A 13,213-nucleotide genomic window follows, 5' to 3' on the forward strand; every position below is an offset into this window, starting at 1 on the left:
CGCCCAGGCGTGCGAACGACGGGAGCCCGGACCCTCCTGGCGGAGGGTCCGGGCTCCCGGTGCGCTCGGCGGGTGCTACTGGGTGCGGTTCTCACCGCGGTAGTACTCGAACACCCAGCCGAACAGGCCGATCATGATGATCGGGGCGGCGAAGTAGAGCAGCCACCAGCCGACCGCGACACCGAGGAAGGCGAACGCGCCACCGACGCCCAGCATGAGCGGCTGCCAGCTGTGCGGGCTGAAGAAGCCCAGCTCGCCCGCGTCGTCCGCGACGTCCGCTTCCTTGTCGTCCTGGGCGCCCGCGTCGACCCGCCGGGCGGTGAAGCCCAGGTAGAAGCCGATCATGACGGTCAGGCCGAAGGCCAGGAAGAGCGCGGTGGTACCGGCCGGCTCCTTCGACCACACGCCGTACACGCTGGCCATGATCAGGATGAAGACGCTCAGCCAGATGAACAACCAGCCCTGGATCTTCACTTGCCGGCCTCCTTGCTGCCCGTGACAGCGCTGGTGCCGTGGCCGGCGTGCTCAAGCTGCTCGAGGGCGGCGATCTCGGGGTGGTGCAGGTCGAACGCCGGGGACTCGCTGCGGATCCGCGGCAGGGTGAGGAAGTTGTGCCGCGGGGGCGGGCAGGAGGTCGCCCACTCCAGCGAGCGGCCGTAGCCCCACGGGTCGTCCACGTCGACCGGCTTGCCGTACTTGGCCGTCTTCCACACGTTGTAGAGGAACGGCAGGATCGACAGGCCCAGCAGGAACGAGCTGATCGTCGAGACCGTGTTCAGGGCGGTGAAGCCGTCGGCCGCCAGGTAGTCGGCGTAGCGGCGCGGCATGCCCTCGGCGCCCAGCCAGTGCTGGACCAGGAAGGTGCCGTGGAAGCCGATGAACAGCGTCCAGAAGGTGATCTTGCCGAGGCGCTCGTCCAGCATCTTGCCGGTCCACTTCGGCCACCAGAAGTGGAAGCCGGAGAACATGGCGAAGACGACCGTACCGAAGACCACGTAGTGGAAGTGCGCCACCACGAAGTAGGAGTCGGAGACGTGGAAGTCCATCGGCGGCGAGGCCAGGATGACACCGGTCAGACCACCGAACGTGAAGGTGATCAGGAAGCCGGTGGCCCAGAGCATCGGTGTCTCGAAGGACAGCGAGCCCTTCCACATCGTGCCGATCCAGTTGAAGAACTTCACACCGGTCGGGACGGCGATCAGGAAGGTCATGAAGGAGAAGAACGGCAGCAGCACACCACCGGTGACGTACATGTGGTGGGCCCACACGGTCACGGACAGGCCGGCGATCGCGATGGTCGCGGCGATCAGCCCCATGTAGCCGAACATCGGCTTGCGGCTGAACACCGGGATCACTTCGGAGATGATCCCGAAGAACGGCAGCGCGATGATGTACACCTCTGGATGGCCGAAGAACCAGAAGAGGTGCTGCCACAGCAGCGCTCCGCCGTTCGCGGCGTCGAAGACGTGGGCACCGAACTTGCGGTCCGCCTCCAGGGCGAACAGGGCGGCGGCCAGCACCGGGAAGGCCAGCAGGACCAGGACACCGGTCAGCAGGACGTTCCACACGAAGATCGGCATGCGGAACATGGTCATGCCCGGGGCGCGCATGCAGATGATCGTGGTGATGAAGTTGACCGAGCCGAGGATGGTGCCGAAGCCGGAGAAGGCCAGGCCCATGATCCACATGTCGGCGCCCATGCCCGGCGAACGCACCGCGTTCGACAGCGGCGAGTAGGCGAACCAGCCGAAGTCGGCGGCACCCTGCGGGGTGAGGAAGCCGGCGACGGCGACCAGCGAGCCGAACAGGTACAGCCAGTAGGCGAACATGTTCAGCCGGGGGAACGCCACGTCGGGCGCGCCGATCTGGAGCGGCATGATCCAGTTCGCGAAACCGGCGAACAGGGGGGTCGCGAACATCAGCAGCATCACGGTGCCGTGCATCGTGAACGCCTGGTTGAACTGCTCGTTCGACATGATCTGCAGGCCCGGCCGGGCCAGCTCGGCGCGCATGAGCAGCGCCATCACGCCGCCGATCAGGAAGAACGCGAACGACGTCGCCAGATACAGCGTGCCGATCGTCTTGTGATCGGTGGTCGTGAGCCACTTGATGACGACTTCACCGCGGCGCTGGCGCCGGACCGGCAGCTCGTCCTCGTAGTGGGACCCTGCTGCCGCGGCACCCTGGGGTTCGTTGAGGATGCTCACAGGATGTTCGACTCCCGGTTCTTCTCGTGGGTCGTCTGCTCGATGCCCGCGGGAATGTAACCGGTCTGCCCCTTCTTGACGAGGTCCTTGAGGTGCTGCTCGTAGCGCTCCGGAGAGACGACCTTCACGTTGAACAGCATGCGGGAGTGGTCGACGCCGCACAGCTCGGCGCACTTGCCCCGGAAGGTGCCCTCCTTGTTGGGAGTCACCTGGAAGGCGTTGGGGTGGCCCGGAATGACGTCCTGCTTCATCAGGAACGGCAGCACCCAGAACGAGTGGATGACGTCACGCGAGGTCAGGACGAAGCGGACCGTCTTGCCCTTGGGCAGCCACAGCGTCGGACCGGGGTTGCCGGTCTGCGGGTTGCGCGTACCGGGCGTACCGGCGTCGTAGACACCGCCGGCGTGCGCCGGGAAGAACTTCTTGTACCGGTCCGGGACACCGGCCAGGTTGGCGTCGGTCCGCGCGTCACCGGTGGAACCGGGGACATCGGCGATGTAGTTGAAGCCCCAGCTCCACTGGTAGCCGACCACGTTGACCGTGACGTCGGGCTTCTTCGACAGGTCGAGGAGCTTGGACTCGTCCCGGGCCGTGAAGTAGAAGAGCACCGAGATGATGATGATCGGGACCACTGTGTAGAGGGCCTCGATCGGCATGTTGTACCGCGTCTGCGGAGGTACTTCGATCTTCGTGCGGCTGCGCCGGTGGAAGAAAGCACTCCACAGGATCAGGCCCCACACCAGCACGCCGACGGCGAGCGCGGCGGCCCAGGAGCCCTGCCACAGGGAGAGGATCCGCGGAGCCTCTTCCGTGGTCGGGGTGGGCATGCCAAGGCGGGGGAAGTCCTTGTATGTGCAACCGGTTGCGGTCGCCAGGACCAGGCCCGCGGTCAGTGCCTGCAGCAGCTTCCGCCGCATCGGGCGCCGCGGCGAGCGGTCGGAGCCGTTGGGACTCACGTAGCGCCTTCCCGAGAGTCTCGCCCGCGCGGTCGGCTGCGGCCTTCTCGCTGGTCGGTCGCCGCCCTGCGTCGGGCAGGGGTTTGGATGTTTATGCGGACCAAACCCTAGCCGACGCCGTTCGGGGGTTCGCGGGGAGGGGGGCATACGCGCCGCCTGTCACTCCGACGGGGTGGCATCGGGTGCCTGATAGCTCGTGGTTGTCGCGTTTTGGGGCACCGCCGTGAAGGGCGTCTTGGCTGCTCGCGCCGCGCGGCGGCCCCTTGTTCGGGCACTGCCGCGCGCCCCTGCGGCGGGCCGTCCCGGACGACGTTCTACCGTGGCTGTGTGTCCTACTTCGACGCCGCCTCGGCCGCCCCGCTCCACCCCGTGGCCCGCCAGGCCCTGTTGGCCTCGCTGGACGACGGCTGGGCCGATCCCGCCCGGCTCCACCGAGAGGGGCGCCGGGCGCGGATGCTGCTGGACGCCGCCCGGGAGGCGGCGGCCGAGGCCGTGGGATGCCGGGCGGACGAGGTCGTGTTCACCGCGTCCGGGACCCGCGCCGTGCACAGCGGGACGGCGGGGGCGCTGGCCGGACGGCGCCGGGCCGGACGCCACCTGATCGTGTCCGCCGTCGAACATTCCTGCGTCCTCCACTCGGCGGACGTGTTCGAGGCGGACGGGGGTACGGTCACCCGGGTGGCCGTCGGCCGGACGGGAGCCGTCGACCCGTCGGCCTACGCCGCCGCGCTCCGCCCGGACACCGCGCTGGCCTGCCTCCAGTCGGCCAACCACGAGGTGGGCACCGTGCAGCCGGTGGCCGAGGTGGCCGAGGCGTGCCGGGCGGCCGGGGTGCCGCTGCTGGTGGACGCGGCGCAGTCGCTGGGCTGGGGGCCGGTCGCGGGCGACTGGTCGCTGCTGGCGGCCAGCGCGCACAAGTGGGGCGGGCCGCCGGGGGCCGGGCTGCTGGTCGTACGCAAGGGGGTGCGGTTCGCCGCACAGGGGCCGGTGGACGAGCGGGAGTCGGGCCGGGCGCCCGGCTTCGAGAACCTGCCGGCGATCGTGGCGGCCGTGGCCTCGCTGCGCGCGGTACGGGCCGAGGCGGCCCAGGAGGCGGTACGGCTGCGGGGGCTGACGGAGCGGATCCGGGCGCGGGTGCCGGAGCTGGTGCCGGACGTGGAGGTGGTCGGCGACCCCGAGCGGCGGCTCCCCGGGATCGTCACCTTCTCCTGCCTCTACGTCGACGGTGAGGCGCTGCTGCACGAACTGGACCGGGCGGGTTTCTCGGTCTCCTCCGGCTCCTCCTGCACGAGCAGCACGCTGACGCCCAGCCATGTGCTGAAGGCGATGGGGGTGCTGAGCGAGGGGAACGTCCGGGTCTCCCTGGCGCCGGGCACCGCCGAGGCGGACGTGGAGCGCTTCCTGAAGGTGCTGCCGGGGGCGGTGGCCGGGGTGCGGGAGAAGCTGGGAGCACCGGCTCCGGCGCCGGTGACGGCCGTCCGGGCGGCGGAACTCCTCGTCGACGCGCTCGGCAGACGGTGCCCGATCCCGGTCATCGAGCTGGCCAAAGTGATCGGGGACGTACCGGTGGGCGGCACCGTGCGGGTGCTGTCCGACGACGAGGCGGCCCGCCTGGACATCCCGGCGTGGTGCGAGATGCGCGGGCAGGAGTACGTCGGCGAGGAGCCGGCGGAACGGGGTACGGCGTACGTGGTCCGCCGGGTGAGCTGAGGGCTCGGTTCAGGGGTGCCGTTCGGGGGGCGCGGTTCCGGGGCGCGGTTTTGGAGGGCGCCGCACCCGAGGGCGCCGGCCCGAGGGCGTGTGGGGCCGCCGGAGCGGACCCTCGCGTCCCCGGGCCGGGGCTCAGCGCAGGTGGCCGCGCACCTCTTCGGCGGCCGGCTCCCCGTACGCCTTGGTGAAGCGCTCCATGAAGGACTCGCGGCGCAGCCGGTACTCCTGCGTGCCGACGGTCTCGATGACGAGCGTCGCCAGCATGCAGCCCACCTGCGCCGCCCGCTCCAGGGAGACTCCCCAGGCCAGCCCGGAGAGGAAGCCCGCGCGGAAGGCGTCGCCGACGCCCGTGGGGTCGGCCTTGCGGTCCTCGTCCGGGCAGCCGACCTCGATCGGGTCGTCGCCGGCCCGCTCGATGCGCACGCCGCGCGAGCCGAGCGTGGTGACGCGGTGGCCGACCCTGGCCAGGATCTCGTCGCCGGTCCAGCCGGTCTTGGACTCGATGAGGCCCTTCTCGTACTCGTTGGAGAAGAGGTAGGTGGCGCCGTCCAGCAGGATGCGGATCTCCTCGCCCGCCATGCGGGCGATCTGCTGGGAGAAGTCGGCGGCGAACGGAATGCCGCGAGAACGGCACTCCTCGGTGTGGCGGAGCATCCCCTCGGGGTCGTCGGCGCCGATGAGCACCAGGTCGAGGCCGTTCACGCGGTCCGCGACGGTCTTCAGCTCGATGAGGCGCGCCTCGCTCATCGCACCGGTGTAGAAGGAGCCGATCTGGTTGTGGTCGGCGTCCGTGGTGCACACGAAGCGGGCGGTGTGCAGGGTCTCGGAGATGCGGACGGACTCGGTGTCCACGCCGTGCCGGTCGAGCCAGGCGCGGTACTCGTCGAAGTCGAAGCCGGCGGCTCCGACCAGGATGGGCCTGGTGCCGAGCTGGCCCATGCCGAAGGCGATGTTGGCGCCGACTCCGCCCCGGCGTACGTCGAGGTTGTCGACGAGGAAGGAGAGCGAGACCGTGTGCAGCTGGTCCGCGACGAACTGGTCGGCGAAGCGGCCGGGGAAGGTCATGAGGTGGTCGGTGGCGATGGAGCCGGTGACTGCGATGCGCACGACGCGAATTCTCCTGCGGGAGGCTGAGTTGACAGTTCACGCTACCCGCTCGGGGGCCACCGCTGTAGCTGACGAAACTACCCGATAGTAGATCTTTCTTCGCGGCCGGTGACGTGCTTACGGTGCGGTCATGACGAACCCGAAGGTCACCTCCTCCGCCCCGGCCGAAACCGACGGCGGCCTGGCCGCCCTCCGCGGCGACTGCGCCCGGATGGCCCCGCACTGGGCGGCCCCCGAGCACGCCGAGTCCCGGCCGGTGCCGCCGTCCCGCATCCACGGCGTGTCGGTGCCGGTGCGGTCCGCCCGGCTGCTGGACGCGATGTCGGACTACGGCGACTGATCCGCGGGACTCCGTCCGCAGAATCGTGACCCCGGGGCGGGACCCCCGGGGTCACGCTCCGGGGAACCGTGCGCTCCCCTCCCGCGTCCCATCGGCGTCCCCCGCGCCGGGGACTGCGGGACACGACCCAGCGAGGAGCGATGCGGTGAACACCGAGCGGCCTGAGAACGCCGGGAACGCGGAGATTCCCCCTCCGTCCGGGGAACGGCCGGCTGAGCCTTCCGGGGCGTCCGGCCCCGAGGACAGTGCCTCCCGGCCCCCTGCGGAGGTACCGGACATCTCCCCGGAGCCCGCGACCTCCGGGGCACCCGGAGCCCCGGAGAGGGCGGGGCGGCGGCGGCCGGCCGCCGTCGTGGTGTCCGTCGCCGCGGCCGTACTCCTGGCCGGGGGCGGCGGCGCGTACCTCGCCGCGAGCGACGGCGGCGGCCGTACGGACGGCCCGGCCGCGTCCGGCGGGAGCCCCGCTCCCCCGCCGCTCGCCCTGGACGGCTGGACCACCGGAGGCACGGGCGGCACCGGCGGTGTCGCGCCCGGCGAGCCGGACCCGTACGGCGTCCGGTACGTGGCCCGGGGTGAGCTGCCGGACGGGCCCGGTTCCGCGCCGGTGTACGAGCCGGGGGCCGGGGTCGGCCGGGACCGGGTGGTCCGGCTGGCGAAGGCGTTCGGCCTCACGGGCGGTCCGGTGGCCGAGGGACGGCTGTGGCGGGTCGGCGGCCAGGACGGCTCCGGTCCGGTCCTGGAGGTGAGCCGGGACGCACCCGGCAGCTGGACCTTCACCCGGCTGGCGCCCGGCACCGACGACTGCCGGAAGGCCACCGTCTGCACGCACGACCCGGCCGCGCCGGCCGTCGACCCGGTGAGCGTGGCCCGCGCCGAGAAGGCGGCGGCGCCGGTCCTGAAGGCGGCCGGGCTGGGCGACGCGAAGACCGACGCGAGCGAGGTCATGGGCGACCAGCGGCTGGTCAACGCCGACCCGGTCGTCGGCGGCCTGCCCACGTACGGCTGGACGACCGGCCTGACCGTCGGCCGGCGGGGCGAGCTGGTCGGCGGGCACGGGCTGCTGGCCACGCCGGTGAAGGGCGACACGTACCCCGTGCTGGGCGCGCGCGGGACGCTGGCGCTGCTGAACGGGCCGGTGAGGGGCGGCCACCGGATGGGGATCGGCGGGTGCGCCACCCCGGTGCCGCTGAAGGACCGGCTGGAACAGCCGTGCGGTACGGCCGCCACGGCCCCCGCGCCCGGGACGGTCCGGGACACGGTGACCGTGGAGAAGGCGGTGTTCGGGCTGGCCGCGCACTCCGTCGGGGGCCGGCGGGCGCTGGTGCCGTCCTGGCTGTTCCGGGTGCGGGGATCCACGGCGGGCGGCGCGTTCACGGTGACGTACCCGGCGGTCGACCCGGCGTATCTGGCGTCGGCGTCCCCGTCCCCGGCGTCCGGCGGGCCCTCGGCGCCGCGGACGCCCGGTGCGCCCGGGAGGAGCCGGAGCGTGCGGGTGACCGCCTACACCGCCGACGGGCGGACGCTGGACCTGAGCTTCTCCGGGGGGGTGTGCGCCGACTACCGGACGTCGGCGCGGGAGAGCGGCGGCCGGGTGATCGTGCGGGTCACCGAGACGCCCTGGCCGGGCCGGGTGTGCGTGCTGATCGCCAAGGAGTACGTGAAGTCCGTACGGCTGGACGCCCCGCTGGACGGGCGGACCGTGGTCGGCACCGACGGCAGGAAGATCACGAGGGCGAAGGCCGGCTCACTGCGGCCGGACGCGTCGGCCGTGCCGCGCTGACTTCGTCGCGCACGCGTGAAGGCGGCGGCCCCCGGGGCAGGGGCCGCCGCCTTCGTCACACCGCCGGCGGTCGCGCCGCCGGACGGTCACGGCATCAGCTGAAGGAGTCGCCGCAGGCGCAGGAGCCGGTCGCGTTCGGGTTGTCGATCGTGAAGCCCTGCTTCTCGATGGTGTCCACGAAGTCGACGGTCGCACCGCCCAGGTACGGGGCGCTCATGCGGTCGGTGACGACCTTGACGCCGTCGAAGTCCTTCTCCACGTCGCCGTCGAGCGAGCGCTCGTCGAAGAAGAGCTGGTAGCGCAGGCCGGAGCAGCCGCCGGGCTGGACGGCGACGCGCAGGGCGAGGTCGTCACGGCCTTCCTGGTCGAGCAGGGCCTTCACCTTGGCCGCGGCGGCGTCGGTCAGGATGATGCCGTCGGTGACGGTGGTGGTCTCGTCCGATACGGACATCTACATCTCTCCCGGGTTGTACGGAGACTGCTTGCCGACGAGTGCAACCGGCGCTTCCGCGGATTCATTCCGGGCCGGGCAGTCACGTGGTCGCGTTTCTTGTTCCTTCTTCATGCTCGCACATGCCTCCGGAGGTGGAGAGCGACCCGGAGCGGGACTTCGGCGGGCGGAGAGGTACCGCAGAGGGCCGGAGGGAGCGCCGAGGGGATTCACGTCACATGGACGCTATGGCCGTCGTCAAAGTGACGTGAACCGGCTATGATAGATAGCGTCAGTTAGACGAAAAGCAGAAAGGGTCGCGTGTCGTGACCACCGCCCAGACCCCGGAACTCGACGTGCAGCCGACTCCGCTCGCCCTGCTGCTGCTCGGCCGTGAGGCCGACCCGAAGAGCGAGCGGGGCGTCGAGTGCCCCGGTGACCTGCCCTCCCCGTCCGACCCCGACCTGGTCGAGCGGGCCCGCGCCGCCAAGGAGAAGCTCGGAGACAAGGTCTTCGTGCTCGGCCACCACTACCAGCGCGACGAGGTCATCCAGTTCGCCGACGTCACGGGCGACTCCTTCAAGCTGGCCCGGGACGCCGCCGCGCGCCCGGAGGCCGAGTACATCGTCTTCTGCGGTGTTCACTTCATGGCCGAGTCGGCGGACATCCTGACCTCCGACGACCAGAAGGTCGTCCTCCCCGACCTCGCCGCCGGCTGCTCCATGGCCGACATGGCGACGGCCGAGCAGGTCGCGGAGTGCTGGGACGTGCTCACCGAGGCCGGGGTGGCCGACCAGGTGGTCCCCGTCTCGTACATGAACTCCTCCGCCGACATCAAGGCGTTCACAGGCAGGCACGGCGGCACGATCTGCACGTCGTCCAACGCCAAGCGCGCCCTGGACTGGGCCTTCGAGCAGGGCGAGAAGGTCCTCTTCCTGCCCGACCAGCACCTGGGCCGCAACACCGCCGTCCGGGACATGGGGATGTCCCTGGACGACTGCGTGCTGTACAACCCGCACAAGCCGAACGGCGGCCTCACGGCGGACGAGCTGCGCGCCGCCAAGATGATCCTGTGGCGCGGCCACTGCTCGGTCCACGGCCGGTTCAGCGTGGAGTCGGTGAACGACGTCCGCGCGCGCATCCCGGGCGTGAACGTCCTGGTCCACCCCGAGTGCCGGCACGAGGTCGTCGCCGCGGCGGACCACGTCGGTTCGACCGAGTACATCATCAAGGCGCTCGAGGCGGCCCCGGCCGGCTCCAAGTGGGCCATCGGCACCGAGCTCAACCTGGTGCGCCGCCTGGCGAACCGCTTCGCTCCCGAGGGCAAGGAGATCGTCTTCCTCGACCGGACGGTCTGCTTCTGCTCGACCATGAACCGCATCGACCTGCCCCATCTGGTCTGGACCCTGGAGTCCCTGGCCGAGGGCAACCTGGTCAACCGGATCGAGGTCGACAAGGAGACGGAGGCGTTCGCGAAGCTGGCGCTGGAGCGGATGCTGGCGCTGCCGTAGCCGGCGCGCTGCCGCGACACGCGAAAGGGCCGGGCCTCCCTGTGAGGCCCGGCCCTTCGTCATGCCGTCACACCCCGGCCGGCTCCGGCGCCTGCCGTGCCTTCGTCCGCCGCTTCTCCGCCCGCTTGTGCGCCCGGCGCTCCTTGCGCAGCTCCAGCATCGCGTAGAGCGTCGGGACGAGGAGCAGGGTCAGCAGGGTGGAGGTGATCAGGCCGCCGATGACGACGACCGCCAGCGGCTGGGCGATGAAGCCGCCCTCACCGGTGACACCCAGGGCCATGGGCAGCAGGGCGAAGACGGTGGCCAGCGCCGTCATCAGGATCGGGCGGAGGCGGTGCCGGCCGCCCTCGACCACGGCTTCCACCACACCGTAGCCCTGGGCCCGGTACTGGTTGATCAGGTCGATCAGCACGATCGCGTTGGTCACCACGATGCCGATCAGCATCAGCATGCCGATCATCGCCGGCACGCCCATCGGGGTGCCGGTCGCGACCAGCAGGCCGATCGCACCCGTCGCCGCGAAGGGGATGGAGACCAGCAGGATCAGCGGCTGGGCGAGCGAGCGGAAGGTCGCGACCAGGAGCATGAAGACGATCGCGATGGCCGCCAGCATGGCCAGGCCCAGGTTCTTGAACGCGTCGTCCTGGTCGGAGGTGACCCCGCCGATCTCGGCCGTGGCGCCCGCGGGCAGCTTCAGGGCCTTGATCTCCGACTGGAGCCTGCTGCTGACCGCGCCGGTGTTGTCGCCCGTAGGCCTGGCCGTGACGGTGGCCGCGCGCCGCCCGTCGATCCGGGTCATGGACACCGGGCCGTCCACCGCCTTCACCGTGGCGATGTCGCCCAGCTTCACCGGGCCGAGGCGCAGCGCCTTCAGCCGGGCCAGGGTCGTGGCGGGCTTCGCCGACCGTACGACGACGTCGCGCTCGGTGTCGTCGAGGACGGCCTTCGTGGCCGTCGTACCGCGCACGGCCTGGGCGACCGCGGCGCCCAGCTTCTGGTCGTCGAAACCGGCCGCGGCGGCCTTCGCGTTCGCCCTGACCGAGATCCGGGGCACGCTCTGCGCGAGGTCGCTGGTCACGTCGGTGACGTGGTCGAGGCCGGCGACCGCGGAGCGCACCTGTTCGGCCGCCGTGCGCAGCGCCCGCGGGTCGGAGGCCTTCACGACGACGCTCAGGTCCTGGTTGCCGAAGCCGCCGCCCGCGGACACGGTGGTCGTGCCGGTGCCGTGCAGCTTCGCCAACCCGTCCGTGACGCGCCGGCGGACGTCGTCGTAGGACGCCGAGTCCTTCAGCATCACCTGGTAGGTGGCCTGGTTGGTGTCGGTGCCGCCGCCGAAGGCGGCCATGAAGCCGGAGGAGCCGACGGTGACCTGGTAGTCCTGCACGCCCTCGGTGCCGGCGAGCAGCTTCTCCACCCGCCGGGCCTGCGCGTCGGTGGCGGCCAGGCTGGTGCCGGGCTTCGTCTTCTGCCGGAGGGTGAGGACCTCCTGGTCTCCCTGGTCGAAGAAGTTGGTCTTGAGCAGACCGGACATGCCGAACGTGACGGCCAGGACGGCGACGGCGATGAGCACGCTGGTGAGGCGGCGGCGGGTCGCGAAGCGCAGGACGGGGACGTACACGCGCTGGAGGCGGCTGTTCGCCTCCTTCTCCTCGGCCGCGCGGCGGGCCTCGGCCGCGTCCCCGGGGGTGCCCTTGGGGGCGCGCAGGAACCAGTACGACAGGACCGGCACGACCGTCAGCGACACCAGCAGGGACGCCAGCAGCGCGGCCGTGACCGTGATGCTGAACGAGCCGAACAGCGCGCCCACCATGCCGCCGACGAAGCCGATCGGCAGGAACACGGCGACCGTGGTGAGGGTGGAGGAGGTGACCGCGCCGGCCACCTCGCGCACCGCGGTGAGGATGGCCTCCTGCCGCTCCTCGCCGTAGCCGAGGTGCCGCCTGATGTTCTCCAGGACCACGATCGAGTCGTCGACGACCCGGCCGATGGCGATGGTCAGCGCGCCGAGCGTGAGCATGTTCAGCGACAGGCCGCGCGTCCACAGCACGATCAGCGCGAGGACGACGGACAGCGGAATGGACACCGCCGTGACCAGCGTCGAGCGCACCGACGCCAGGAAGACCAGGATGATCACGACCGCGAACAGCAGGCCGAGCGCGCCCTCCGTGGTCAGGCCCTTGATGGACTTGGACACCGCCGGGCCCTGGTCGCTGACGACCGTGAGCCCGGCGCCCGAGCCGAGGTCGGCGCGCAGGCCGGGCAGCTTGTCCGCGACCGCTTCGGAGATGGCGACCGCGCTGCCGTCGTGGTCCATCGTCACGTTGACGGCGAGGCTGGGCCGGCCGTCCGTGCGCGTCAGGGAGTCGGCCGGGGCGGGCTGCTCCCGGACGGTGGCCACGGCACCGAGGCGTACGGGCCCCCGGGCGCCCTCGCCGCTGACCGTCAGGTCCCTGATCTGCTTCAGCGAGGTGAGACCGCCGCCGACCTGGACGGTGCGGTTGGCGCCGTCCTCGTCGAAGGAGCCGGCCGGGACGGTCGCCCCGGCCGCCCTGAGGGCCTCGCCGAGGGACGCGGTGGTGAGGCCGGCCCGCGCGAGCTCGGCGTCGTCGGGGGTGACGGTGACCTGGAGGTCGCGGACGCCCATGACCTGGACGCGGCCGACGCCGTCGATGTCCTTCAGCGCGGGGACGACCGTCGTGTCGAGCTGGTCCGCGAGGGCCTGCTGGTCCTTGTCGGAGGTGACGGCGAGGACGACGGTCGGCATGTCGTCCGTGGAGCCGGAGACGACCTGCGGATCGACGCCGTCGGGGAGCCGGTTGCGGGCCCGGTTCACGGCCTGCTGGACGTCGGAGACGATGCGCTTGGTGTCGTTGCCGTAGTCGAACGACGCCATGATCACGGCGTTGCCCTCGCTCGCGGTGGAGGTGACACCGCTGACGCCGTCGACGGCCTGGAGGTTGTCCTCGATCGGCTCGACGACCTGCTTCTCCACGACGTCGGGTGAAGCACCCTGGTAGGGGGCGATCACCGACACCATGGGCAGGTCGATCGTGGGCAGCAGCTGCTGCTTGATCTGGGGTATCGCGATCAACCCGAAGGCGAGCGCGACGAGCGACACGAGCCCGACGAGGGCCCGTTGCGCGAGGCTGAATCCGGACAGCCGGGACATGGG

The 13,213-nt window shown here is 71.4% G+C and carries 10 protein-coding genes; 4 read left to right on the top strand and 6 right to left on the bottom strand.

Translation table 11 applies throughout. The features are described from left to right. Nucleotides 1-75: 75 nt before the first annotated feature. From ACGFT1_RS28895 to coxB, 3 genes are read right to left on the bottom strand one after another with little or no spacing between them, the layout of a single operon-like run. Nucleotides 76-474 (bottom strand): cytochrome c oxidase subunit 4, encoded by a 399-nt coding sequence (locus ACGFT1_RS28895; RefSeq protein ID WP_356820620.1) that lies wholly within the window; start codon nt 472-474, stop codon nt 76-78. Further along, nucleotides 471-2,207, bottom strand: coding sequence for a cytochrome c oxidase subunit I (ctaD, locus tag ACGFT1_RS28900; protein ID WP_373911921.1), 1,737 nt, complete (start codon nt 2,205-2,207; stop codon nt 471-473). Before ctaD ends, ACGFT1_RS28895 begins: the two co-directional genes overlap by 4 nt. Beyond that, on the bottom strand, nt 2,204-3,163 hold the full coding sequence (coxB, locus tag ACGFT1_RS28905; protein ID WP_373911922.1) for a cytochrome c oxidase subunit II: 960 nt from the start codon (nt 3,161-3,163) through the stop codon (nt 2,204-2,206). Before coxB ends, ctaD begins: the two co-directional genes overlap by 4 nt. Nucleotides 3,164-3,490: 327 nt before the next feature. On the opposite strand from coxB, the gene ACGFT1_RS28910 reads away from it, so the two are divergent. Next, nucleotides 3,491-4,873, top strand: coding sequence for a cysteine desulfurase/sulfurtransferase TusA family protein (locus ACGFT1_RS28910; protein WP_373911923.1), 1,383 nt, complete (start codon nt 3,491-3,493; stop codon nt 4,871-4,873). Nucleotides 4,874-5,005: 132 nt separating this feature from the next. Here ACGFT1_RS28910 and ACGFT1_RS28915 read toward each other — a convergent pair whose 3' ends face one another. Further along, nucleotides 5,006-5,980 (bottom strand): carbohydrate kinase family protein, encoded by a 975-nt coding sequence (locus tag ACGFT1_RS28915; protein WP_373911924.1) that lies wholly within the window; start codon nt 5,978-5,980, stop codon nt 5,006-5,008. Between the two features lie 130 nt (nt 5,981-6,110). Here ACGFT1_RS28915 and ACGFT1_RS28920 point away from each other — a divergent pair, with 130 nt between their 5' ends. Next, nucleotides 6,111-6,320, top strand: a complete 210-nt coding sequence (locus ACGFT1_RS28920) for a hypothetical protein (protein WP_373911925.1) — start codon at nt 6,111-6,113, stop codon at nt 6,318-6,320. Between the two features lie 145 nt (nt 6,321-6,465). Further along, a complete protein-coding gene (locus ACGFT1_RS28925) occupies nt 6,466-8,100 on the top strand; it encodes a hypothetical protein (RefSeq protein ID WP_373911926.1) in 1,635 nt (544 codons plus the stop codon). A 94-nt stretch (nt 8,101-8,194) separates the two neighbouring features. Here ACGFT1_RS28925 and erpA read toward each other — a convergent pair whose 3' ends face one another. Continuing rightward, nucleotides 8,195-8,551, bottom strand: a complete 357-nt coding sequence (gene erpA, locus ACGFT1_RS28930) for an iron-sulfur cluster insertion protein ErpA (RefSeq protein WP_121789178.1) — start codon at nt 8,549-8,551, stop codon at nt 8,195-8,197. Nucleotides 8,552-8,856: 305 nt separating this feature from the next. On the opposite strand from erpA, the gene nadA reads away from it, so the two are divergent. Continuing rightward, complete coding sequence (nadA, locus tag ACGFT1_RS28935) at nt 8,857-10,041, top strand: quinolinate synthase NadA (protein ID WP_373911927.1); 1,185 nt, start codon at nt 8,857-8,859, stop codon at nt 10,039-10,041. 67 nt (nt 10,042-10,108) lie between these two features. On the opposite strand, the gene ACGFT1_RS28940 is transcribed toward nadA, so the two are convergent. Next, a complete protein-coding gene (locus ACGFT1_RS28940) occupies nt 10,109-13,210 on the bottom strand; it encodes an efflux RND transporter permease subunit (protein WP_373911928.1) in 3,102 nt (1,033 codons plus the stop codon). Nucleotides 13,211-13,213: the final 3 nt, after the last annotated feature.

The sequence above is a fragment of the Streptomyces sp. Y20 genome, assembly GCF_043195475.1.
In the GTDB taxonomy this organism is placed as follows: Bacteria; Actinomycetota; Actinomycetes; order Streptomycetales; family Streptomycetaceae; genus Streptomyces.